The 19,946-nt window shown below is 68.8% G+C and carries 20 protein-coding genes; 7 read left to right on the top strand and 13 right to left on the bottom strand.

Going from position 1 to position 19,946, the window contains the following annotated elements; all coding sequences use genetic code 11:
• Window positions 1–35 precede the first annotated feature (35 nt).
• The 9 genes from AB4Z01_RS23830 to AB4Z01_RS23790 form a co-directional block, all read right to left on the bottom strand.
• Window positions 36–392: an FKBP-type peptidyl-prolyl cis-trans isomerase gene (locus AB4Z01_RS23830; protein WP_441698222.1), complete on the bottom strand. Its 357-nt coding sequence runs from the start codon at window positions 390–392 to the stop codon at window positions 36–38.
• 39 nt (window positions 393–431) lie between these two features.
• Window positions 432–1,247, bottom strand: a complete 816-nt coding sequence (locus AB4Z01_RS23825; protein WP_441698220.1) for an inositol monophosphatase family protein — start codon at window positions 1,245–1,247, stop codon at window positions 432–434.
• 13 nt (window positions 1,248–1,260) lie between these two features.
• Window positions 1,261–2,535, bottom strand: coding sequence for a GTPase HflX (hflX, locus tag AB4Z01_RS23820; protein WP_441698262.1), 1,275 nt, complete (start codon window positions 2,533–2,535; stop codon window positions 1,261–1,263).
• 62 nt (window positions 2,536–2,597) lie between these two features.
• A complete protein-coding gene (hfq, locus tag AB4Z01_RS23815) occupies window positions 2,598–2,840 on the bottom strand; it encodes an RNA chaperone Hfq (protein WP_026870608.1) in 243 nt (80 codons plus the stop codon).
• Between the two features lie 118 nt (window positions 2,841–2,958).
• Window positions 2,959–3,813, bottom strand: a complete 855-nt coding sequence (locus AB4Z01_RS23810) for a D-amino-acid transaminase (protein ID WP_441698218.1) — start codon at window positions 3,811–3,813, stop codon at window positions 2,959–2,961.
• A gap of 30 nt (window positions 3,814–3,843) precedes the next feature.
• A complete protein-coding gene (ntrX, locus tag AB4Z01_RS23805) occupies window positions 3,844–5,247 on the bottom strand; it encodes a nitrogen assimilation response regulator NtrX (RefSeq protein WP_441698216.1) in 1,404 nt (467 codons plus the stop codon).
• Entirely contained in the window at window positions 5,237–7,567 is a 2,331-nt protein-coding gene (locus AB4Z01_RS23800; protein WP_441698214.1) for an ATP-binding protein, read from the bottom strand. Before AB4Z01_RS23800 ends, ntrX begins: the two co-directional genes overlap by 11 nt.
• A 32-nt stretch (window positions 7,568–7,599) precedes the next feature.
• Window positions 7,600–9,054, bottom strand: coding sequence for a nitrogen regulation protein NR(I) (ntrC, locus tag AB4Z01_RS23795; protein ID WP_441698212.1), 1,455 nt, complete (start codon window positions 9,052–9,054; stop codon window positions 7,600–7,602).
• Complete coding sequence (locus tag AB4Z01_RS23790; protein ID WP_441698210.1) at window positions 9,051–10,187, bottom strand: two-component system sensor histidine kinase NtrB; 1,137 nt, start codon at window positions 10,185–10,187, stop codon at window positions 9,051–9,053. Before AB4Z01_RS23790 ends, ntrC begins: the two co-directional genes overlap by 4 nt.
• 234 nt (window positions 10,188–10,421) lie before the next feature.
• Here AB4Z01_RS23790 and AB4Z01_RS23785 point away from each other — a divergent pair, with 234 nt between their 5' ends.
• The 7 genes from AB4Z01_RS23785 to AB4Z01_RS23755 all read left to right on the top strand — a co-directional run bounded on the left by AB4Z01_RS23785 (window position 10,422) and on the right by AB4Z01_RS23755 (window position 16,127).
• Window positions 10,422–11,417 carry an OmpA family protein gene (locus AB4Z01_RS23785; protein WP_441698208.1) on the top strand — a complete coding sequence of 332 codons (996 nt, stop codon included), beginning with the start codon at window positions 10,422–10,424 and terminating at the stop codon, window positions 11,415–11,417.
• Window positions 11,418–11,493: 76 nt separating this feature from the next.
• Window positions 11,494–12,642: a bifunctional 2-C-methyl-D-erythritol 4-phosphate cytidylyltransferase/2-C-methyl-D-erythritol 2,4-cyclodiphosphate synthase gene (locus AB4Z01_RS23780; protein ID WP_441698207.1), complete on the top strand. Its 1,149-nt coding sequence runs from the start codon at window positions 11,494–11,496 to the stop codon at window positions 12,640–12,642.
• Window positions 12,642–13,133 (top strand): phosphatidylglycerophosphatase A family protein, encoded by a 492-nt coding sequence (locus tag AB4Z01_RS23775; RefSeq protein ID WP_441698205.1) that lies wholly within the window; start codon window positions 12,642–12,644, stop codon window positions 13,131–13,133. Before AB4Z01_RS23780 ends, AB4Z01_RS23775 begins: the two co-directional genes overlap by 1 nt.
• Window positions 13,130–13,648 carry a CinA family protein gene (locus tag AB4Z01_RS23770; protein ID WP_441698203.1) on the top strand — a complete coding sequence of 173 codons (519 nt, stop codon included), beginning with the start codon at window positions 13,130–13,132 and terminating at the stop codon, window positions 13,646–13,648. The genes AB4Z01_RS23775 and AB4Z01_RS23770 overlap by 4 nt, the downstream gene beginning before the upstream one ends.
• Window positions 13,649–13,736: 88 nt before the next feature.
• Window positions 13,737–14,042, top strand: a complete 306-nt coding sequence (locus AB4Z01_RS23765; protein WP_441698201.1) for a type II toxin-antitoxin system prevent-host-death family antitoxin — start codon at window positions 13,737–13,739, stop codon at window positions 14,040–14,042.
• Window positions 14,043–14,130: 88 nt separating this feature from the next.
• A complete protein-coding gene (locus AB4Z01_RS23760; protein WP_441698200.1) occupies window positions 14,131–14,532 on the top strand; it encodes a hypothetical protein in 402 nt (133 codons plus the stop codon).
• 71 nt (window positions 14,533–14,603) lie between these two features.
• Complete coding sequence (locus AB4Z01_RS23755; protein WP_441698199.1) at window positions 14,604–16,127, top strand: alpha/beta fold hydrolase; 1,524 nt, start codon at window positions 14,604–14,606, stop codon at window positions 16,125–16,127.
• On the opposite strand, the gene AB4Z01_RS23750 is transcribed toward AB4Z01_RS23755, so the two are convergent.
• The 4 genes from AB4Z01_RS23750 to AB4Z01_RS23735 all read right to left on the bottom strand — a co-directional run.
• Window positions 16,082–16,546 (bottom strand): type II toxin-antitoxin system RatA family toxin, encoded by a 465-nt coding sequence (locus AB4Z01_RS23750; protein ID WP_441698197.1) that lies wholly within the window; start codon window positions 16,544–16,546, stop codon window positions 16,082–16,084. The genes AB4Z01_RS23755 and AB4Z01_RS23750 overlap by 46 nt on opposite strands.
• Before the next feature lie 66 nt (window positions 16,547–16,612).
• Window positions 16,613–17,596, bottom strand: coding sequence for a lipoyl synthase (lipA, locus tag AB4Z01_RS23745; protein ID WP_441698196.1), 984 nt, complete (start codon window positions 17,594–17,596; stop codon window positions 16,613–16,615).
• Between the two features lie 85 nt (window positions 17,597–17,681).
• Window positions 17,682–19,079, bottom strand: a complete 1,398-nt coding sequence (lpdA, locus tag AB4Z01_RS23740) for a dihydrolipoyl dehydrogenase (protein ID WP_441698194.1) — start codon at window positions 19,077–19,079, stop codon at window positions 17,682–17,684.
• Window positions 19,080–19,171: 92 nt separating this feature from the next.
• A partial coding sequence (locus AB4Z01_RS23735; RefSeq protein WP_441698193.1) for a 2-oxo acid dehydrogenase subunit E2 occupies window positions 19,172–19,946 on the bottom strand: 775 nt, incomplete at its 5' end.

Here is a 19,946-nt window from a genome sequence, read left to right as displayed (position 1 = left end):
GCAGGGGCGGGTCGAGGTCAAGCGGGAGGCGTGAATCAGACGCCGAGCAGCTCGACGTCGAAGATTAGGGTCGCGTTCGGCGGGATCACGCCGCCGGCGCCGCGGGCGCCGTAGCCCAAAGCGGCCGGGATCACCAGGCGGCGCTTGCCGCCGATCTTCATGCCCTGCACGCCCTCGTCCCAGCCGCGGATCACCCGGCCACCGCCGAGCGGGAAACGGAACGGCTCGTGACGGTCCTTGCTGGAATCGAACTTCTTGCCGGCACTGCCGTCGGCGTTTTGCAGCCAGCCGGTGTAGTGCACGGTCACGGTGACGCCGGCCTTCGCCTCGTCGCCGGTGCCGACCTCGAGGTCTTCGATTTCCAGCCCGGAGGCGGTGGTGGTGCGGGACATGGTGCTTCCTTCTCGGGTTGGTGTCGGGTTCGGCCGGGCTCAGGCCGCGGCCGCGATCTCGCCCATGGCGGCACGGGCGGCGCGCCAGCTGGCCTGGTCCGGCGCCACCAGGATCGGGCCCTGGCGCAGCGTCGGGCGGTAGCGGGTGCCGTCCAGCACCGCGGCCCAGCCGCCGGCCTCGGCATGCAGCAGCGTGCCGGCGGCGTGGTCCCAGGGAAACAGCTTGCGATAGGCCAGGATGTCGATCCGGCCCTCGACGGCATCGATGTAGTCGGCGCCGGCGCAGTTGACATGGATGTGCGAGGCCATGGCGTCGCGCAGCCGCATCACCGCCACGGCATAGCCGGGCGGGCGCTTGGCCAGGTTGAAGCCGCCGCGCAGCGTCGCCAACGGTCCTGGTGCGGCCAGAGTCTGGCGCTGCCCGTCGATGAAGGCGCCCTCGCCGCGGATCGCCCAGGCTGTGCGATTCTGGATCGGCAGGTGGATCCAGCCCATCAGCGTCTCGCCCCGCTGCACCAGGGCGACGATGGTGCCGAAGCGCGGCCGGCCGGCAACGAAGTTGGCGGTGCCGTCGACCGGGTCGACGATCCAGACCGGGTCGTCGCCATCCAAGAGATCGAGCACGGCGGGGTCCTTGGCATAGGCCTCCTCCCCGACCACCAGGGAGCCGGGCAGCAGCCCGGGCAGCCGCTCGGCCAGGCGGATCTCGCTCTCCTGGTCGGCGATGGTGACGAGGTCGCCGGGCGCCTTCTCCATCACCGCCCCTTCCTCCAGCCGGCCAAAGCGCGGCAGGATCAGCTCCTGCGCGGTCTCCGCGATCAGGGCGGCGACCGTGTCGATCTCGGGCAGGCGCATCCGAGTGAAGTCCTCAGTGACGGGGGGCGATGCCGAGCTGGCGGTGCAGCCGCGCGGCGTCGTTGGGGTGGAGACGGACGCGGATGAAGAGATGGGCGCCGTCGTCGCGCGCCTCCAGCACCTCGCCATGCTCATGCAGCCACGCCAGGGTGCGGCCGTCGGCGATGTCGAGCTTGACCGTCATGGTCTCGCGGTCGGCGTTGATGCGGCGGGCGATCAGCTCCATCAGCCCGTCGCAGCCCTCGCCGGTGAGGGCCGAGATCACCGCCGCGTCATGGCCACGCCGGCGCACCGCGGTCGACAGGGTCTCGCGCTCAGGCTCCGGCAGCAGGTCGGCCTTGTTCAGGACCTCGATCACCCTGCCGTCGGAATCGATGTCGATGTCCAGGTCGCGCAGCACCCCCTCGACATCCTCGCGCTGGGCCTCGGTGTCGGGATGGGCGATGTCGCGGACATGCAGGATCAGGTCGGCGGCCTGCACCTCCTCCAGCGTCGCCCGGAAGGCGGCGACCAGATGGGTCGGCAGGTCGGAGATGAAGCCGACGGTGTCGGACAGGATGATCCGCCGCCCCTGCCCCGCCTCGATCGCCCGCATGGTCGGGTCCAGCGTGGCGAACAGCATGTCCTTGGCCAGCACGGTGGCCCGGGTCAGGCGGTTGAACAGGGTCGACTTGCCGGCATTGGTGTAGCCGACCAGCGCCACCACCGGGTACGGCACCCGGGCCCGGGCGTCGCGGTGCAGCGACCGGGTGCGGCGGACGTCGTCGAGCTGGCGCTTGATCTGGATGATGCGGTCGTCGATCTGGCGGCGGTCCAGCTCGATCTGGGTTTCACCAGGACCGCCGAGGAAGCCGGCGCCGCCGCGCTGCCGCTCGAGATGGGTCCAGGACCGCACCAGGCGCGAGCGCTGATAGCTGAGATGCGCCAGCTCGACCTGCAGCTGGCCCTCGCGGGTGCGGGCGCGCTCACCGAAGATCTCGAGGATCAGGCCGGTGCGGTCGATTACCTTGACCTTCCAGCGCCGCTCGAGGTTGCGTTGCTGCACCGGGCTGAGGGTGGCGTCGACCACCACCAACCCGGCTTCGGTGGCGGCGACCACGCTCGCCAGCTCCTCCAGCGCGCCCTCGCCGATCAGGGTCGAGGGCTGCGGCCGCGACACCCGGACGCAGCGGGCCTCGGCGATGTCGAGCGAGATGGCGCGCGACAACCCGACCGCCTCCTCCAGCGAGGCCTCGGCGGTCCGCCCTGAGTCGTTGCGGGTGCCCGGCAGAACCGGGTGGATGACGATGGCGCGCCCCGAGGACGCGCCATCCGCACCGGGATTTGGCCCTGAAGTCTGGCCCAAAGGGATCAGGCCTCTTCCTTCTGCGGTTCGAACAGCTGGATCGGATGCGCCGGCATCACCGTCGAGATCGCATGCTTGTACACAAGCTGCGAATGGGCGTCGCGGCGGAGCAGGACCGAGAAGTTGTCAAACCAAGTGATGATACCCTGCAGCTTCACCCCGTTGACGAGGAAGATGGTCACCGGGATCTTGTTCTTCCGGACGTTGTTGAGGAACACGTCCTGAACGTTCTGTGCCTTTTCCGACATTAGTTGGATCCTGCTGCTTGATTTTATTGGAGCCCCGAGGGGCCCGAGCCACACGATGTGGCACCGTCCGACAATATGGGAAGCGCCGGCCCGGAGAAAAGGGAACAATGGTGCATTGTCATGTTGCGCCGGCACTGGAGGCATGGGCGACATAGGCCTCCAGCAGCCGTCGGCCGAGCGGCCCGGGCGTGCCGTCGCCGATCGAGCGGTCATCGATCTGCAGGATCGGCGTGACGAAGCTGGTGGCGCTGCTGAGGAAGGCCTCGCGCGCGGCAAAAGCCTCTTCAAGGCTGAACGGCCGCTCCTCGAAGCGCACCCCTTCCGCCGCCGCGATCTTCAGGATCGACTGGCGGGTGATGCCGTTGAGGATCTCGTGGCTGGCCGGGCGGGTGACCAGCGCGCCGTCCGCAGTCAGGATCCAGGCGTTGGACGAGGTGCCCTCGGTGACGAAGCCGTCCTCGTCCACCTGCCAGGCCTCGAAGGCGCCGCGCTCCGCCGCCTCCTGCTTGCCCAGCACCTGGGGCAGGAGGCCGACGGACTTGATGTCGCGGCGCTTCCAGCGGATGTCGGGAATGGTGATGACGCGCACGCCGGTGCGGCCATGCGGCGCCAGTGTCGCCCGCCGCGTGGTCATCACCAGGGTCGGCTTGGCCGCGGCCGGAAAGCGGAAGTCGCGCGGTGCGACGCCGCGGGTGACCTGGAGGTAGATCAGCCCGTCACGCACGCCGTTGCGCTGCAACAGCTGCCGCATCAGGAGCCGCAGCACCCGCCGCTCGCAGGGCCAGGCGATGCGCAGCTCCTGCAGCGAGCGGTCGAGCCGGTCGAGATGCCCGTCCTCGTCGATCAGGAGCCCTCGGCGGACGCACACCACCTCGTAGACGCCGTCGGCGAACTGGAAACCGCGATCCTCGATATGCACCGCCGCCCGGGCATGCGGCACATAGCGCCCGTTGACATAGGCGTCGCGCGCCATTCCCCGATGTCTCCCGTTCCTCTGCGGCCGTCAGTCGACCAGCTTGCGGTCGCCGGCGCCATGCACGCCCAGGCTCTTCATCTTGCGGTGCAAGGCCGAACGCTCCATGCCGATGAACTCGGCGGTGCGGCTGATGTTGCCGCCGAAGCGGGTGACCTGGGCGATCAGGTACTCGCGCTCGAACAGCTCGCGGGCGTCGCGCAGCGGCAGCCCCATGATCTCGCTGCCGCGGTCGCCGCGCAGCACGGCCGGGGCGATGGCGCCGATCTCCGGCGGCAGCATGTCGGCATGGATCGGCATGGAGTTGTCGCCCGCCGCCATGATCAGCAGCCATTCGACGACGTTGCGCAGCTGCCGGACGTTTCCGGGCCAGCTGTAGGCCTGCAGCGCCGCCATGGCGTCCTCGCCGACCTGGCGCGGCATCAGCCCCTGGCCGTCGGCGGCACGCTGCATGAAATGGCGGGCCAGCAGCGGGATGTCCTCGCGCCGGCTGGCCAGCGGCGGCACCGCGATCGGCACGACGTTCAGCCGGTAGTACAGGTCCTCACGGAACCGGCCTTCGGCGATCTCGCTCGGCAGGTCCTTGTTCGAGGAGGCGATGACCCGAACGTCGACCTCGACCTTGGTGGCGCCGCCGACGCGGACGAAGGTCTGCTCCTGCAGCACCCGGACGATCTTGCCCTGGGTGGCGAGCGGCATGTCCGCCACCTCGTCCAGCAGCAGCGTGCCGCTATGCGCCTGCTCGAAGGTGCCGACCTTGCGGGTGGTGATGGCGCCGTCGACCATGGTCTCGACGCCGAACAGCTCCTCCTCCAGCCGGTCCGGATGCATCGCGGCGCAGTTCAGAGCGATGAAGGGCCCCTCGGCGCGCTTGGACAAGGCGTGCAGCTGGCGGGCCACCACCTCCTTGCCAACGCCGGCAGGGCCGGTGATCATCACCCGGCTGCCGGTCGGCGCCACGCGCTCGATCTGCTGGGTCAGCTGGCTGATCATCGGCGACGCGCCGACCAGCTCGACCTCGGTGCCGGCGCGGAGCCGCAGCTCGGCGTTCTCGCGCCGCAGCCGCGCCGCCTCGATGGCGCGCTCGACCATCAGCAGCAGCCGGTCCGACTTGAACGGCTTCTCGATGAAATCGTAGGCGCCGTGCTTGATCGCGGTGACCGCAGTCTCGATGTTGCCGTGGCCGCTGATCATCAGCACCGGCACGCCGGGATGGTCGCGCCGGATGATGTCGAGCAGCTCGAGCCCGTCGATCGGGCTGCCCTGCAGCCAGACGTCGAGGATCACCAGACTGGGCTGGCGGGAGGCAAGCTCGTGCTGCGCCTGCGTCGTGTCGCCGGCTTCCCGCGTCGTATAGCCTTCATCGTCCAGGATGCCCGAGATGAGCATCCGAATATCCGCCTCGTCGTCGACGACGAGAATGTCATGCGCCATGGCCCACCGCGTCCTTGGAGCCCGCAGCTGTCACCCGATCGGTCGATGCATCCGGCTCGTCGCCGGTTGGAACGGCCGGCACGCCCGCCTGTTCCAACGGAAAGACGAGGCTCACCCGGGCCCCACCGCCCGGGCGGTCCTCGAGGACCAGCCGGCCGCCGTGATCCTCCATGATTTTCTTGACGATGGCGAGCCCCAATCCGGTGCCCTTCGTGCGGGTGGTGACATAGGGTTCGGTCAGCCGGTCGCGGTCGACCGTGGGCAGGCCCTTGCCGTTGTCCTCGACCGTGATCCAGGCCTCGCCATCGGCATAATCCAGCACCATCCGCACCTGCCCCTTCGGCAGGTCGTGGCCCTCGGCGAGGCGGCCCTCGATCGCGTCCGCGGCATTCTGCAGCAGGTTGGTGACCGCCTGGGACAGCTGCCGGGAATCGCACGGCACCAATGGACGGGAGTCGGGCTGGCTGAAGGCGAAGCCGATCTTCGCATGGGCGTTGCGCTGCAGGAACATCGCCTGCTGGCAGGTCTCCGACAGGTCGATCGTCTTCATCACCGGCGTCGGCATGCGGGCGAAGGCCGAGAACTCGTCGACCATCCGGCCGATGTCGCCGACCTGCCGCACGATGGTCTCCGTGCAGGTGATGAAGGTCTGCGGATCATCCGTGATCTGCTTGAGGTATTTGCGCTTCAGCCGTTCGGCCGAGAGCTGGATCGGGGTCAGCGGATTCTTGATCTCATGCGCGATCCGGCGGGCCACGTCGGCCCAGGCTGCCTTGCGCTGTGCCGACAGCAGCTCGGTGACGTCGTCGAAGGTGACGACGAAGCCCTGGATCTCGCCATCCAGCCGTTCCGCGGCGATGCGGGCCAGCAGGGTGCGCATCTCGCCATGGCGGCGGATCTTCACCTGGCCCTCGACCACCCGGCCCTGACGGCTGCGGGCGCTCTCGATCAGATCGGTCATCTCCGGCACCGCCGCCTCGAGGGAATGGCCGACCAGCTCGTCGACCGAGCGGCCGAGCAGATCGGTGGCGGAGCGGTTCGGCAGATGCACCCGGCCGTCCTGGTCGAGGCCGAGCACGCCGGCCGAGACGCCGGACAGCACGGTCTCGGTGAACTGCCGGCGCTGATCGAGCTGGCGGTTGGCCTCGATCAGTTCGCGGCGCTGGCTTTCCAGCTGGTTGGTCATGCGGTTGAACGACCGAGCCAGGCTGCCGAGCTCGTCGGTGCTGTCGCTGCCCTGGACCCGGTACGACAGGTCGCCCGCCCGCACCCGTTCCGACGCCATGATCAGCTCGCGCAGCGGCCGCACCAGCGTGTCGGCGAAGACCAGGCCGATCCACACCGCGGCCATCAGCAGCAGCACCGCCACGGTGACGTAGATCGCGGTGAAGATCAGCTGCAGCTGCGACCGACGTCCCTCCAGCGCCCGGTAGTCGGCGACCGCGCCCTTGGTCTGCTCGACATAGGCCAGCGCTTCCGAATCGACCTGCTTGCCGATCAGCAGGAAGGCCTCGAACGGAAAGCCGTTCAGCCGCACCAGCGCCCGCACCCGGTCGCTCTCGCTGTCGACGATCAGCTCGACCGGACCGTAGCCGGTGCTGTCGGCCGACATCGCCCGCTCGAAATGCTCCTGGCCGACCATCTCCAGCTTCAGGCCCTTGGCGAAGGCGGATTCGGCGACGATCTGACCCTTGCGGTCAATGATCCGGATGTCCGGGATGCCGTAGGTCGAGGTCATGCTGCTGAGGATGCCGACCAGGGCGGACCGGTTGCCGGAAATGAACTCCGGATACTGGGCGTAGGCCCGCTCGACCGTGTAGGCGATGCTCTGCGCGGCGTAGCGGATGCTCTTCTGGTTCTCCTCGAGATAGACCTGCGCGACCGAAAGCGATTCGTTGATCGCGGTCGAGACCCGTTCGGAGAACCAGGTCTGCACGCCGATGTTGAAGATCACGGCGGAGAAGATCGCCACCAGGATGGCCGGCGCCACCGCCACCACGGCGAACAGCGCCACCAGCCGGACATGCAGGCGCGACCCGGCCGAGCCGCGGCGCCGCTCCGCCCAGATCCCGACCAGCCGCCGCGCCACGATGGCGCCAAGCATCAGGAGGATGGTCAGGTCGAGCACCAGCAGCAGCGACACCCGGTCGGCATCCTTGCCGAACAGCGAGTTGCTGCTGAGCGCGGTGTAGGTGGCGATGCCGGACGCGACGGCGGCGAAGATCAGCACCACCGCCAGCTTGTTCTCCAGCCCGACCCGGGCCGCCCATTGGTAAAGCTGCCGCCAGAGAGAGGTCGGGCTCGCGGCGTTGGTTGTCATCGGCGGTTCTGCAGGCGCTACGGTCAAGCGGCCTAGCTTAGGCCACGGACGACCGGAATGTCTAACTCGCGGATCTTCTTGCGCAGGGTGTTGCGGTTGAGACCGAGCAGCTCGGCCGCCCGGATCTGGTTGCCGCGGGTGGCGGCCAGGCTCAGCGTGATCAGCGGCCGCTCGACCTCGCGCAGCACCCGGTCGTACAGGCCGCTGGCCGGCAGGCTGCCGGCATGGGCGGCGAAATAGTCGCGCAGATGGCGCTCGACCGCGGCCGACAACCCCTCTCCGGCCGGCTCCACGCCGGGCTCGACCATCCCGGCGTGCGGCAAAGCATCGCTCAGCTCGGCCTCGACCACGTCGATGCCGATCGTCTCCTGCGAATAGAGGGCGCAGAGCCGCCGGGCCAGATTCTCCAGCTCGCGGACATTGCCGGGCCAGCGGTGCCGCGTCAGCCGCTCCATCGCCCGCTTGTCCAGCGCCTTCTCGCTCATCCCCTCGGCGGCGGCGCGGCGCATGAAGTGGCTGACCAGGGCCGGGATATCCTCCGACCGCTCGCGCAACGGTGGCAGCCGGATCGGCACGACGTTGAGGCGGTAGAACAGATCCTCGCGGAACAGCCCCTGCCGCACCATGGTGCGCAGGTCGCGATGGGTGGCGGCGACGATGCGGACATCGGCCCGGATCGGGGTGCGGCCGCCGACCGTGGTGTATTCGCCCTCCTGCAGCACCCGCAGCAGCCGGGTCTGCGCCTCCATCGGCATGTCGCCGATCTCGTCCAGGAACAGCGTGCCACCCTGGGCCTGCTCGAACCGGCCGGTGGAGCGCGACAGCGCGCCGGTGAAGGCACCCTTCTCATGGCCGAACAGCTCGGATTCGATCAGGTCGCGCGGGATCGCCGCCATGTTGATGGCGACGAAGGGGCCGGAGCGGCGGCGGCCGTAATCGTGCAGCGCCCGGGCCACCAGCTCCTTGCCGGTGCCGCTCTCGCCGGCGATCATCACGGTCAGGTCGGTCGCCATCAGCCGGGCCATCACCCGGTAGATCTCCTGCATCGCCGGCGACCGGCCGATCAGCGGCATCGCCTCCTCGCCGTCCTCGGGCTCCCGACGCTCGCCCCCGTCCTGGCGCGGCAGGGTCAGGCCGCGCTCGACCACCCCGACCAGCTCCTTCAGGTCGAACGGCTTGGGCAGGTATTCGAAGGCGCCGCGCTCGGTCGCCTTGACCGCGGTCAGCAGGGTGTTCTGCGCGCTCATGACGATGACGCGCAGCTCCGGCCGCAGCTTCTTGATCCGCGGCAGCAGGTCCAGCCCGTTCTCGTCCGGMATCATAACATCGGTGATGATCAGGTCGCCGACGCCGTCCTGGATCCATTTGTACAGGGTCGAGGCGGTGCCGGTGCTGCGCACCTCGTGGCCGAGGCGCGACAGGGCCTGGGTCAGCACCATGCGGATGGCGCGATCGTCATCCGCGACCAGAATGGTCCCGCTGGTCATGCTTCGCTTCCGTTGTCTTCGCCGGTCGGCGCCGGTCCGGCGTGAATCGGCAGGGAAATCTTGAACACCGTGCGGCGCGGCTCGCTCTCGAAGCCGATCAGCCCGCCGTGGTCGCCGACGATCTTGGCCACCAGCGACAGGCCGAGGCCGGAGCCTTCCGCCTTGGTGGTGACGAAGGGGTCGAACAGGTGGTCCTTCAGATCGTCCGGGATGCCCGGGCCGTTGTCCTGGATCGACACCATCAGCGGCAGGTTCAGCCGCTGGCTGGTGCCCTGCACCGCGATCGCCACGCCGCGCTGATAGGCGGTGGTCAGGATGATCTCGCCATCCTCTGCCACCGCCTCGACCGCGTTCTTGATCAGATTCAGGAAGACCTGGACAAGCTGGTCAAAGTGCCCCGACACCGGCGGCAGCGACGGGTCGTACCGTTCGATGAAGCGGACATGGCGGCCGAAGCCGGTCTGCGCCACCTGGCGCGCCCGCTCCAGCACCTCGTGGATGTTGACCGGGTCGCGATTCAGCGGGCTGGGGTCGGAGAAGGCGTCCATGCGATCGACCAGCCGGACGATGCGGTCGGTCTCCTCGCAGATCAGCCGGGTCAGCGCCCGGTCCTCGTCGCCGACCGTCTGCTCCAGCAGCTGGGCGGCGCCACGGATACCGGAGAGCGGGTTCTTGATCTCATGCGCCAGCATCGCCGCCATGGCGGTCATCGACCGGGCGGCATGGCGGCGGTTCAGCTGGGTGTCGATCCGCCGCGCCACCGATTCCTCGAACAGGCTGAGCACGGCGAGGTCCGGCGGGTCGACCAGCGGCGCCACCGTCACCGAGACGGTGCGGCGCCCGATCCGCGGGCTCTCCAGCAGCATGCCGTAATCGCCGACGCTGCGATCCTGCTGGATCGCCTGGTCGATCAGGGCGAAGAGGGGGCTGTCGCCCGGCACGAAGCCGGTCAGGTCCTGGCCCAGCAGGGCGGATTCGCTGGCGTCGAGCAGCTGCTGCGCGGCCAGGTTGACGAAGCGGATCACCCGGTCGCGGCCGACCGCCAGCACCGCCACCGGCAGCGAGGCGAGAAGCGCGAAAGGATCCGGTTGCGGCTGGGCCGCGGCGATGGAGATCGGTTTCAGGTTGGGCATGGGCGGCGAAAGGATTGGCAGGMGCCAGATCAACCTATCGCCTAAATTTTGTCCAATGAAAGTTTTGCCTAACCAATAAGCAGAAATGACGCTCGCCCCCCGATTCTAAGGGGGAAGAAGTTCCTTGCGGGCAGCGCTACATGAAATCTGATCAAGGTCGGGACAGGCACTGACGCCTTTCTCTGCCGGTAGATCGGCCGCCCGAGGCCGATGGCGACGATGGAGCAGAATCCTATGAACTCGATGATCGGGACGTATGGCCGCATCGCCGTCCTGGCGTTCGCACTGGCTGCCGCCGTTGCGGCGCCGGCAGTGGCCGCCGACATCAAGGGGGCGAAGGACTATCCTGGGATCAAGCGCTACGAAGGCGCGTCGATCGTGGTCTACAGCACCCAGAAATTCACCCGCTACATCCTGCCGCTTGGCCCGGCCGATGAGGTCGAGGCCGGCGACAAGCCGGTCTTCACCGGCTCGAAGGAGGTCAGCGGCGCCCTGACCCGCCTCAGCTACACGGTCCCGGCCGGCATCTCCTCCGACGACGTGTTCGAGAACTACCGGAACGAACTGGCGGCCAAGGGCTATACGGTGCTGTTCAAGGCCGACGGCGACGCCATCGGCAAGCGCCAGGACGCCATCTTCAGCGGGATCGGGACCCAGCTGTTCGACTTCAGCACCGAGGCGGCGCATTTCCTGACCGCCGAACTGGCCAAGGACGGCGCGACGGTGGACGTCGTCCTCTACGTCACCGAATTCGAGGACGGCTACACCCCGGGCATCGAGGTCGAGAAAGGCCAGGCCATCGTCCAGCTCGACGTCATCGAATCCGGCGTGCTGCAGGACAAGATGGTGACGGTGTCGGCCGCCGAGATCGGGAAGGGCTTGGCGGCGCAGGGCCACATCGCCCTCTACGGCATCACTTTCGACTTCGCCAAGGCCGAGCTGAAGCCGAACTCCAGGCCGGCGCTGGACCAGGTGGCGCAGTTCCTGAAGGACGATCCGGCCATGAAGATCCATGTCGTTGGCCACACCGACAATGTCGGCGGCACGGAGACCAACATGACGCTGTCGCGAGCCCGCGCCGCGGCGGTGGTGGCGGCGCTGGTCACGCAATACGGTGTCTCCGCCAACCGGCTGAATCCGGCGGGCGTCGGCCCGCTGGCGCCGGTGGCGCCGAACGACAGCGACGAGGACCGGGCCAAGAACCGCCGGGTCGAGCTGATCCCGCAGTAGCGGGCCGCTTCCGCTTGTCTCACCGTGGGCGCCGCCCTATCGTGCGGCGCCTTTCGTCCAGGAGACCCAGCGGATCATGCCACGCCACGCCGCCGTCATCGTCGCCGCCGGAACCGGCGAGCGGTTCGGCGGCTCCCTGCCCAAGCAGTATCGCCCGCTGGCCGGCAGCTCGGTGCTGCGCCGGTCGGTCGAGGCGTTCCGCGCCACCGGCCGGTTCGACGACATCGTCGTGGTGATCCGTGACGAGCACCGGCCGATCTACGAGACCGCCACTGCCGGCCTCGGCCTGCCCGAGCCGGTCATCGGCGGCGCCACCCGGCAGGACAGCGTCCGCGCGGCCTTGGAGTGGCTGACGCCGCGGGCACCGGAGCTTGTCCTGGTGCATGACGCGGCCCGGCCGCTGGTCGACCGCGCGACGATCGACCGCGTGCTCGACGCCCTGGCCGACGCCGAGGCGGCGATCGCCGCGGTGCCGGTGGTGGACACGATCAAGCGGGCCGAGTCCGGCATCGCCGCCGGCACGGTCGACCGCAGCGGCCTGTGGCAGGCGCAGACGCCGCAGGGCTTTCGCTTCCCCGCCCTGCTGGCCGCACACCGCGCCGCCGCCGGCGAGGCCCTGACCGACGATGCCGCGGTGGCTGAACGCCAGGGCATCGCCGTGCGCCTGGTCGAAGGCCATGTCGACAACTTCAAGATCACCACGGAGGCGGACCTGACCCGCGCGGAACGACTGCTCGGCGGCGCCGCCGACATCCGGACCGGCACCGGCTTCGACGTGCATCGCCTGATCACCGGCGACGCCGTCATCCTGTGCGGCATTCGCATCCCCCACTTCGCCAAGCTGGAAGGTCATTCCGATGCCGATGTCGGGCTGCACGCCCTGACCGACGCGCTGCTGGGCGCTATCGGCGCCGGCGACATCGGCCAGCATTTCCCGCCCTCGGACGAACGCTGGCGCGGCGCCGATTCCGCCGCCTTCCTGGCCCATGCCGCCGATCTGGTGCGGTCCCGCGGCACCATCCTCAATGTCGACGTGACGCTGCTGTGCGAGCGGCCGAAGATCGGCCCGCACCGCACCGCCATGGTGGTCCGGATCGCCGAGATCCTCGGCATCGATGCCGAGCGGGTCAGCGTCAAGGCGACCACGACCGAGCGGCTGGGCTTCACCGGCCGCGAGGAGGGCATCGCCGCCCAGGCCTCGGCGAGCGTGCGGATCGAGCGCTGATGCCGTCATTCCGGCCGCTCCCGCCCGGCTGCACCTTCTGGCAGCCCTCGACGCTGCTGGCGACGGTGGGCGGGATCGGGCTGATCCGGGTGGCCTCCGGCACCTGGGGATCGCTCGCCGCCCTGCCCCTCGCCTGGCTGCTGTGGCGGCTGGGCGGACCGGCAACGGTGGCGATCGCCGGTGTCGTCATCGGCCTGGCTGGCATATGGGCGGCCGGCGCCGTCTGCCGCGGCGGCGAGGCGGATTCGAGCGCCATCGTGATCGACGAGGTGGCCGGCCAATTGCTGGCCCTGACTCCGGTGGCGGGGCTGCCGTGGCTCTACCCCCTCGCCTTCGCCCTGTTCCGGCTGCTCGACATCGCCAAGCCCTGGCCGATCTCCTGGCTCGACCGCGAGCTCGGCGGCGGCTGGGGCGTGATGCTGGACGACATCGCCGCCGGCGCGGTCACCGCCGTGGTCTGCGCGGCGGTCGTGGCAGGAGGGCTGGCATGATCGACGATGCGGACCTCGCCTTGGCGACGCAGGTGCTGGAGTCCTGCCGGGCTCGCGGGCTGACGCTGGCGACGGCGGAAAGCTGCACCGGTGGGCTGGTGGCGGCGGCGCTGACCGCGATCGCAGGCTCCTCCGACGTGGTCGAGCGCGGCTTCGTCACCTATTCCAACGCGGCGAAGGCCGAGCTGCTGGGCGTGCCGATGCCGCTGATCGCCGACAAAGGCGCGGTCAGCGCCGAGGTCGCGGCGGCGATGGCCGAGGGCGCGGTGATCCACGCCCGGGTCGGCTTGGCCGTGGCCGTCACCGGCATCGCCGGGCCGGGCGGCGCTACCCCCGGCAAGCCGGTCGGGCTGGTGCATTTCGGCCTCGCCGGCCAGGGTGCCGAGACGCGCACGGAACAACGCGTTTTCGCCGGCGACCGGGCCGCGGTCCGGGCCCAGGCGCTGCGGCTGGCGCTGGAGCTGCTGCTGGCCGGCGCGCAAGCTGCGAAAACCGCATCCCACCACGCCGGCTGACGTATGGTGCGGGCATCGGCCCTGTCATCGATCCCCTGGATCAGACACGGTCCGAGGGATAGCATTTTCGCTTCTGGAATTTGCAGCAATGCTGCTTTTGCTGTATTTTGCAGCATCACAGGAGATCGCTGCCATGTCGTCATACTCCACCAGTGACCTGTCACGCAGGTCAGGCGACATCATCGCCGAGGCCCTGCGGCACCCGGTCACGATCACCCAGCGGAACAAGCCTCGGCTGGTCCTTATGGCGATCGAGGATTTCGAGCGCTTGACCCGCCGGGCGGAAGACCCGCGCAAGGTGTATGTCTCGGGCAAGGAACCTGCCGATGTTCGCGCAGAGCTTCTTGTGGCCTTGGACGACATCATCGACGGCAAGCCTGATGGCGACGCCTAGGACCGGGCAACTCATCTGGTATCCGTACCTTTGGGCCCGGCAACAGGCAGCCGGCGAGACCGAGGGGCGGAAGGATCGCCCCTGTTGCATGCTGCTGCCGGTACAGAAGGCGGGATCGAAGGAAACCGTTCTCTATCTGCTGGCGGTCAGCACGGTTGCACCGACCGATCGCGACGGTGCGATCGAGGTGCCTGAGATCGAGTGCCGAAGGGGCGGACTTTCTGAATGGAAAGCCCGTTGCTGGGTCTACGTCAACGAGTACAATCGCGACGTGGCCGAGTGCTCGTTCTATCTCGACCCCGCCGCCGATCCGATTGGGGCTTTCGGCGCCTCGTTCGTGAACAAGATTGCCGTCGCATTCAAGGAGGCTGTGCTGGCCAACGCCTCCGCTACCGTCGACCGTCAGGACTGGTCCTACCGAACAGCCGGGGATCCGGATCGGATCTCCGGCGCGCAGGCTGCGAAAACCGCATCCCCCCACGCCGGCTGACGCGGGTTGCCGGCCGGCGGAGCACACCGCATCATGGCCGATGAGATTCACCCGAAGGAAGTAGAGAGCCAGTGCGTGCGTCCTCGGCCTCGAACCTCTGGCCCCTCCTTGCCTTCGGCGCCCTTCTCCTGTTCGCTTTTCCGGCCTCCGCAGCTCCCGGCTTCGAGAGCACGCGCTGCGTCTTCGCCGTGCCGCGCGGTGAGCGGGCGACCTGCGGCTTCGTCGCCGTGCCGGCGCATCGCGAGGGTGCGCGCGGTCGCAGCCTCCGCCTGTATGTCGCGGTGCTGCACAGCCAGGCCCCGTCGCCGCTGCCGGACCCGGTGATCTTCCTCAACGGCGGCCCAGGCGACGCCGCCTTCGGCGACGATGCCGACACCTGGTGGCAGATCAGCCGGCCGATCCGCGAGGCGCGCGACTTCATCGTGTTCGACCAGCGCGGCGTCGGTCAGTCGCGGCCCAGCCTGGACTGCCCGGAGCTCGACCGCATCTCCGAGCGGAACTGGAAGCCGGGGATGGGCCGGGCCGAGGTGCTGGCACTGGAACGGCCGGCGGCAGTGCGCTGCCACGACCGCCTGACCCGGTCCGGCATCGACCTGTCGGCCTACACCACCGCCGAGGCCGCGGCCGATGTCGACGACATCGCCGCGGCGCTGAACTACGAAAGCTACAACCTGGTCGGCGTATCCTACGGCACCCGGGTAGCGCTGGCGGTGATGCGCGATTTCCCCGACCGGGTGCGCAGCGCCGTGCTGGACAGCGTCTACCCGCCGGGGATCTTCGATCTCGACACCCAGCCGGCGCTGATCGCCCGCGTGTTCCGCCGGCTGTTCGGCGAGTGCAAGTCCAGCCCCGATTGTGACGCCCAGTACCCGCTGCTGGAGGCCCGCTTCGACGGCATGCTGGCGCAGCTGCGGTCCCAGCCGGAGACGATCCGCCAGGGCCGGCGCAGCATCCGGGTTGATGACGGCATCGTGCTCGATGCGCTCTATGCCACCTTCTACGATCCCACAATGCTGTCCGACCTGCCGGAGCTGATCGACAAGGTGGCGCGCGGCGACCTGAGCGCCCTCGCCCCCTGGATCGGGCCGGTGTTCAGCGGCGGGCCGAACCGGGCGGACGGGCTGGCGCTGAGCGTCGCCTGCAGCGAGAGCTGGCCCTTCGCCACCCGCGACACGCTGGCCGCATCGGTGGCCGCCTCCGAGCCCTATGGCGGCGACGCCGCCTATGCGCTGGAGTGGCAGGTCTGCGATTCCTGGCATGTGCCGCCGATCTCGGCGGTCGATGCGGTGGCGGTGTCGAGCGCCACGCCCACCCTGCTGCTGGCGGGCAGCTTCGACCCGATCACGCCGCCGGAATATGCCTATATCACGGCGCGGACCCTGACCAATGGCCGTGTGGTCGAGTTCCGGGCCGGCAGCCATTCGATCCTGAGCACGGAGAGCTGCGCGCCGGAGCTGGTGGCCCGCTTCTTCGACATGCCGGCGGCGCCGCTGGACACGCTCTGCGCCGACCGCACCCTGGCGCCGCGCTTCGCCACGGCCGGCCTGGATCAGCCCTCGGCCGCCGCCTCAGGCACCGAAGCGCGATCGCCGTAGAGCGCCCGCGCCCGCGTCTCGAAGGCGGCGACCATGCGGCGGAAGGCCTCGTGGAACACCGCGCCGATCAGGGTCTGCAGCACCCGCGAGCGGAACTCGAAATCGACATGGAAGTCGATCTCGCAGCCGTTCGGATGCGGCAGGAAGTGCCAGCAATTGGTCAGTCGTTTCATCGGCCCGTCGACATAGGCGACGTCGATCCGGCTGCCGGGGGTCAGCGTGACCCGGCTGGTGTAACGCTCGCGGATCATCTTGAAGCCGATGACCAGATCTGCCGTCAGCACATTGCCCTCACGCTTGCGGATGCGCGCGGCCAGGCACCAGGGCAGGAAGCTGGGATAGGCCTCGATATCCGCCACCAGCTCGTAGAGCTGCTGGGGGGTGAAGGGCAGGACGCGGCGTTCGGTGTATGATGGCATGATGCATCCGCGGGACGGCTCGACGACCTAGATTAGACCGTCGACGGCCTCCCGCCAGTGCGACCTTCAGGCGCCCTGTGCCAGCGCGACCAGGTCGATCGAGCCGGAGGCCGCGGCCAGCTTGGCCAGGCGGGCGGCCTTCAGCTTCTCGAAATCGGCGCCGGCGTGATAGGAGGACCGGGTCAGCGGCGAGGCCGAAATCATCAGGAAGCCCTTGGCCCGGCCAATCTTCTCGTGGCTCTGGAATTCCTCCGGCGTGATGAAACGGTCCAGCTTGGCGTGCTTGGTGGTCGGCTGCAGGTACTGGCCGATGGTCATGAAGTCGACATCGGCGGCGCGCAGGTCGTCCATCACCTGCCCGACCTCCTCCGCCGTCTCGCCGAGCCCGACCATGATGCCGGATTTGGTGAAAATGGTCGGGTCGAGCTCCTTCACCCGCGACAGCAGTTGCAGCGAGGTGAAATAGCGGGCGCCGGGCCGGATGGAGGGATACAGCCGGGGCGCGGTCTCGAGGTTGTGGTTGAAGACGTCCGGCCGCGCTTCGACAACGATTTCAACAGCTCCCGGCTTGTTCTTGAAGTCGGGAGTGAGGATCTCGATGGTCGTATCCGGCGCCGCGGCGCGGACCGCGCGGATGGTTTCGGCGAAATGCCGGGCGCCGCCATCGTCGAGGTCGTCGCGGTCGACCGAGGTGATGACGATATGGCTCAGCCCAAGACGGCCGGCGGCCTCGGCGACGTGCTGCGGCTCATGCGGGTCGAGCTGGTCGGGCCGGCCGGTGGCGATGTTGCAGAAGGCGCAGGCGCGGGTGCAGACCGAGCCCAGGATCATCACCGTGGCGTGGCCCTTGGCCCAGCACTCGCCGATATTGGGGCAGGCCGCCTCCTCGCACACCGTGTTCAGCTTAAGGTCCCGCATCAGCCGGCGGGTCTGGTTGTACTCGGCCGAGACCGGCGCCTTGACCCGGATCCAGGCAGGCTTGCGCTGGATCGGGTTGTCCGGGCGGTTGGCCTTTTCGGGGTGGCGGAGATGGGGCTCTACAGCGGACATGATCGTCCTTGCGGGGTTGCGGCCGATTCCGGCGGCGCCTCACCCAAAGATGGGGAAACGCCGCACGAAGCCAAGCTCGCTTTGCTCAATAGTGGATTGCGCGGCCGTAAGCGTCCAGGACGCTCTCATGCATCATCTCGCTGAGCGTCGGATGCGCGAAGATGGTGTGCATCAGCTCCGCTTCCGTCAGCTCGCCGGTCTTGGCGACGACATAGCCCTGGATCAGCTCGGTGACCTCGGCGCCGACCATATGGGCGCCCAGCAGCTCGCCGGTCTTGGCGTCGAACACGGTCTTGACCATGCCCTCCGGCTCGCCCATCGCGATCGCCTTGCCGTTGCCGATATAGGGGAAGCGGCCGACCTTGACGTCGTGGCCGGCGGCCTTGGCCTTGGCCTCGGTCAGCCCGACCGAGGCGACCTGCGGCGTGCAGTAGGTGCAGCCCGGGATGTTGGTGACCTCGATCGGGTGCGGATGCTGGCCGGCGATCTTCTCGACGCAGATCACGCCCTCATGGCTGGCCTTGTGTGCCAGCCAGGGCGCGCCGGCGACATCGCCGATGGCGTAGACGCCCGGCTCGTCGGTCTCCAGGTAGGGGCCGACCACGATGTGGCCGCGGTCGACCTTCACCTTGGTGTTCTCCAGGCCGATGTTCTCGACATTGCCGTCGATGCCGATCGCCAGGATCACCCGGTCGGTGGTGATCTTTTCGGTCTTGCCGCCGACCTCGATGGTGGCGGTGACGTTGTCGGCGCCCTTCTCCAGCTTCTGGGTCTTGGCGCCGACCAGGATGCGCATGCCCTGCTTCTCGAACTGCTTCCTGGCGAAGGCCGAGATCTCCTCATCCTCCACCGGCAGCACGCGATCGAGCATCTCGACCACGGTCACCTCGGCGCCCATGTTGCGGTAGAAGCTGGCGAATTCGATGCCGATGGCGCCCGAGCCGATGACCAGCAGCGACTTCGGCATGGTCGGCGGGACCATCGCCTCCTTGTAGCTCCAGATCAGCTTGCCGTCGGCCTCCAGCCCCGGCAGGTTCCGGGCCCGCGCGCCGGTGGCGATGATGATGTGCTTGGCCGCCAGGCTCTCCTTGCCGCCGGCCTTCAGCGCCACCTCGACCTTGCCGCCGCCGAGCAGCTTGGCGCTGCCGTCGAACACTGGCACCTTGTTCTTCTTCAGCAGATGCTTGACGCCGCCGGACAGCTGCGCGGCCACCTTGCGCGACCGATCAACCACTTTCTTAAGATCGAAGCTGATGTCCTTGGCAGAAAAGCCATATTGGTCGAGATGTTTCAGCAGATGGGAGATCTCGGAGGAACGCAGCAGCGCCTTGGTCGGGATGCAGCCCCAGTTCAGGCAGATGCCGCCCAGATGCTCGCGCTCGACCAGCGCGGTCTTCAGCCCCAGCTGGGCAGCGCGGATCGCGGCGACATAGCCGCCCGGGCCGCCGCCGATCACCAGGACGTCGAAGCTGGTATCAGCCACTGTCGTGTCTCCTTGCTGCCACCCGCATCCCGGCGGAGGCGATCACGGGGTCGCCGGTCGGGGGCCGGACCGGGCCCGGCCCCCGCGAGCGATCAGAGCATCATGCTCAGCGGGGCTTCCACCAGCGCCCGGAAGGCGGCCAGGTACTCGGCCCCGACAGCGCCGTCGACCGCGCGGTGGTCGACCGACAGCGTGCAGCTCATCACCGTGGCGATGGCGAGCGCGCCGTCCTTGACCACCGGCCGCTGGGTGCCGGCGCCAACCGCCAGGATGCAGGACTGCGGCGGGTTGATGATCGCCGCGAAATCCTTGACCCCGAACATGCCGAGATTGGAGATCGAGAAGGTGCCGCCCTGGTACTCCTCGGGCTTCAACTTGCCGTCGCGGGCGCGCGCCGCCAGGTCCTTCATCTCGCCCGAGATCGTGCCCAGGCCCTTGCGGTCGGCGTCCTTGATGATCGGGGTGATCAGGCCGCCCGGGGTCGCCACCGCCACCGAGATATCGACCCGCTCGTACTGGATCATCGACTCGTCGGTCCAGGAGGTGTTGGCCGCCGGCACCTTGCGCAGCGCCAGCGCCGCCGCCTTGATGATCAGGTCGTTGACCGACAGCTTGACGTCGCCGCGGTCGTTCAGCTCCTTGCGCAGCTTCAGCAGCGCGTCGAGCTCGATGTCGACCGTCAGGTAGAAATGCGGGACGGTCTGCTTCGACTCCAGGAGCCGGCGCGCCACCGTCTTGCGCATGTTGCTGTGCTTCTGCTCGCTGTACGGGATGCCGAAGGCATCGGCCAGCTGCTTGGCGTTCGGGCCGCCGGCGGCCGCCGGCTTCGCGGCCGGAGCGGCAGGCGCGGGCTTCGCCGCCTCGGGC

This window comes from Inquilinus sp. YAF38, from assembly GCF_052113205.1.
GTDB lineage: Bacteria > Pseudomonadota > Alphaproteobacteria > DSM-16000 > Inquilinaceae > Inquilinus.
Note: the sequence above shows the minus strand (reverse complement) of the source record. Positions and strands in the feature narration are given on the sequence as shown.

What these genes read in the sequence shown, in the direction of transcription:
- AB4Z01_RS23780 (WP_441698207.1), top strand. Translation starts at nt 11,494, where the DNA reads ATGCCACGCCACGCCGCCGTCATCGTCGCCGCCGGAACCGGCGAGCGG.
- AB4Z01_RS23750 (WP_441698197.1), bottom strand. Translation starts at nt 16,546, where the DNA reads ATGCCATCATACACCGAACGCCGCGTCCTGCCCTTCACCCCCCAGCAG.
- hfq (WP_026870608.1), bottom strand. Translation starts at nt 2,840, where the DNA reads ATGTCGGAAAAGGCACAGAACGTTCAGGACGTGTTCCTCAACAACGTC.
- AB4Z01_RS23810 (WP_441698218.1), bottom strand. Translation starts at nt 3,813, where the DNA reads ATGGCGCGCGACGCCTATGTCAACGGGCGCTATGTGCCGCATGCCCGG.
- AB4Z01_RS23800 (WP_441698214.1), bottom strand. Translation starts at nt 7,567, where the DNA reads ATGACAACCAACGCCGCGAGCCCGACCTCTCTCTGGCGGCAGCTTTAC.
- lipA (WP_441698196.1), bottom strand. Translation starts at nt 17,596, where the DNA reads ATGTCCGCTGTAGAGCCCCATCTCCGCCACCCCGAAAAGGCCAACCGC.
- AB4Z01_RS23765 (WP_441698201.1), top strand. Translation starts at nt 13,737, where the DNA reads ATGCTGCTTTTGCTGTATTTTGCAGCATCACAGGAGATCGCTGCCATG.
- AB4Z01_RS23785 (WP_441698208.1), top strand. Translation starts at nt 10,422, where the DNA reads ATGAACTCGATGATCGGGACGTATGGCCGCATCGCCGTCCTGGCGTTC.
- ntrX (WP_441698216.1), bottom strand. Translation starts at nt 5,247, where the DNA reads ATGGCGCATGACATTCTCGTCGTCGACGACGAGGCGGATATTCGGATG.
- AB4Z01_RS23760 (WP_441698200.1), top strand. Translation starts at nt 14,131, where the DNA reads ATGCTGCTGCCGGTACAGAAGGCGGGATCGAAGGAAACCGTTCTCTAT.
- AB4Z01_RS23770 (WP_441698203.1), top strand. Translation starts at nt 13,130, where the DNA reads ATGATCGACGATGCGGACCTCGCCTTGGCGACGCAGGTGCTGGAGTCC.
- AB4Z01_RS23790 (WP_441698210.1), bottom strand. Translation starts at nt 10,187, where the DNA reads ATGCCCAACCTGAAACCGATCTCCATCGCCGCGGCCCAGCCGCAACCG.
- AB4Z01_RS23775 (WP_441698205.1), top strand. Translation starts at nt 12,642, where the DNA reads ATGCCGTCATTCCGGCCGCTCCCGCCCGGCTGCACCTTCTGGCAGCCC.
- AB4Z01_RS23825 (WP_441698220.1), bottom strand. Translation starts at nt 1,247, where the DNA reads ATGCGCCTGCCCGAGATCGACACGGTCGCCGCCCTGATCGCGGAGACC.
- AB4Z01_RS23830 (WP_441698222.1), bottom strand. Translation starts at nt 392, where the DNA reads ATGTCCCGCACCACCACCGCCTCCGGGCTGGAAATCGAAGACCTCGAG.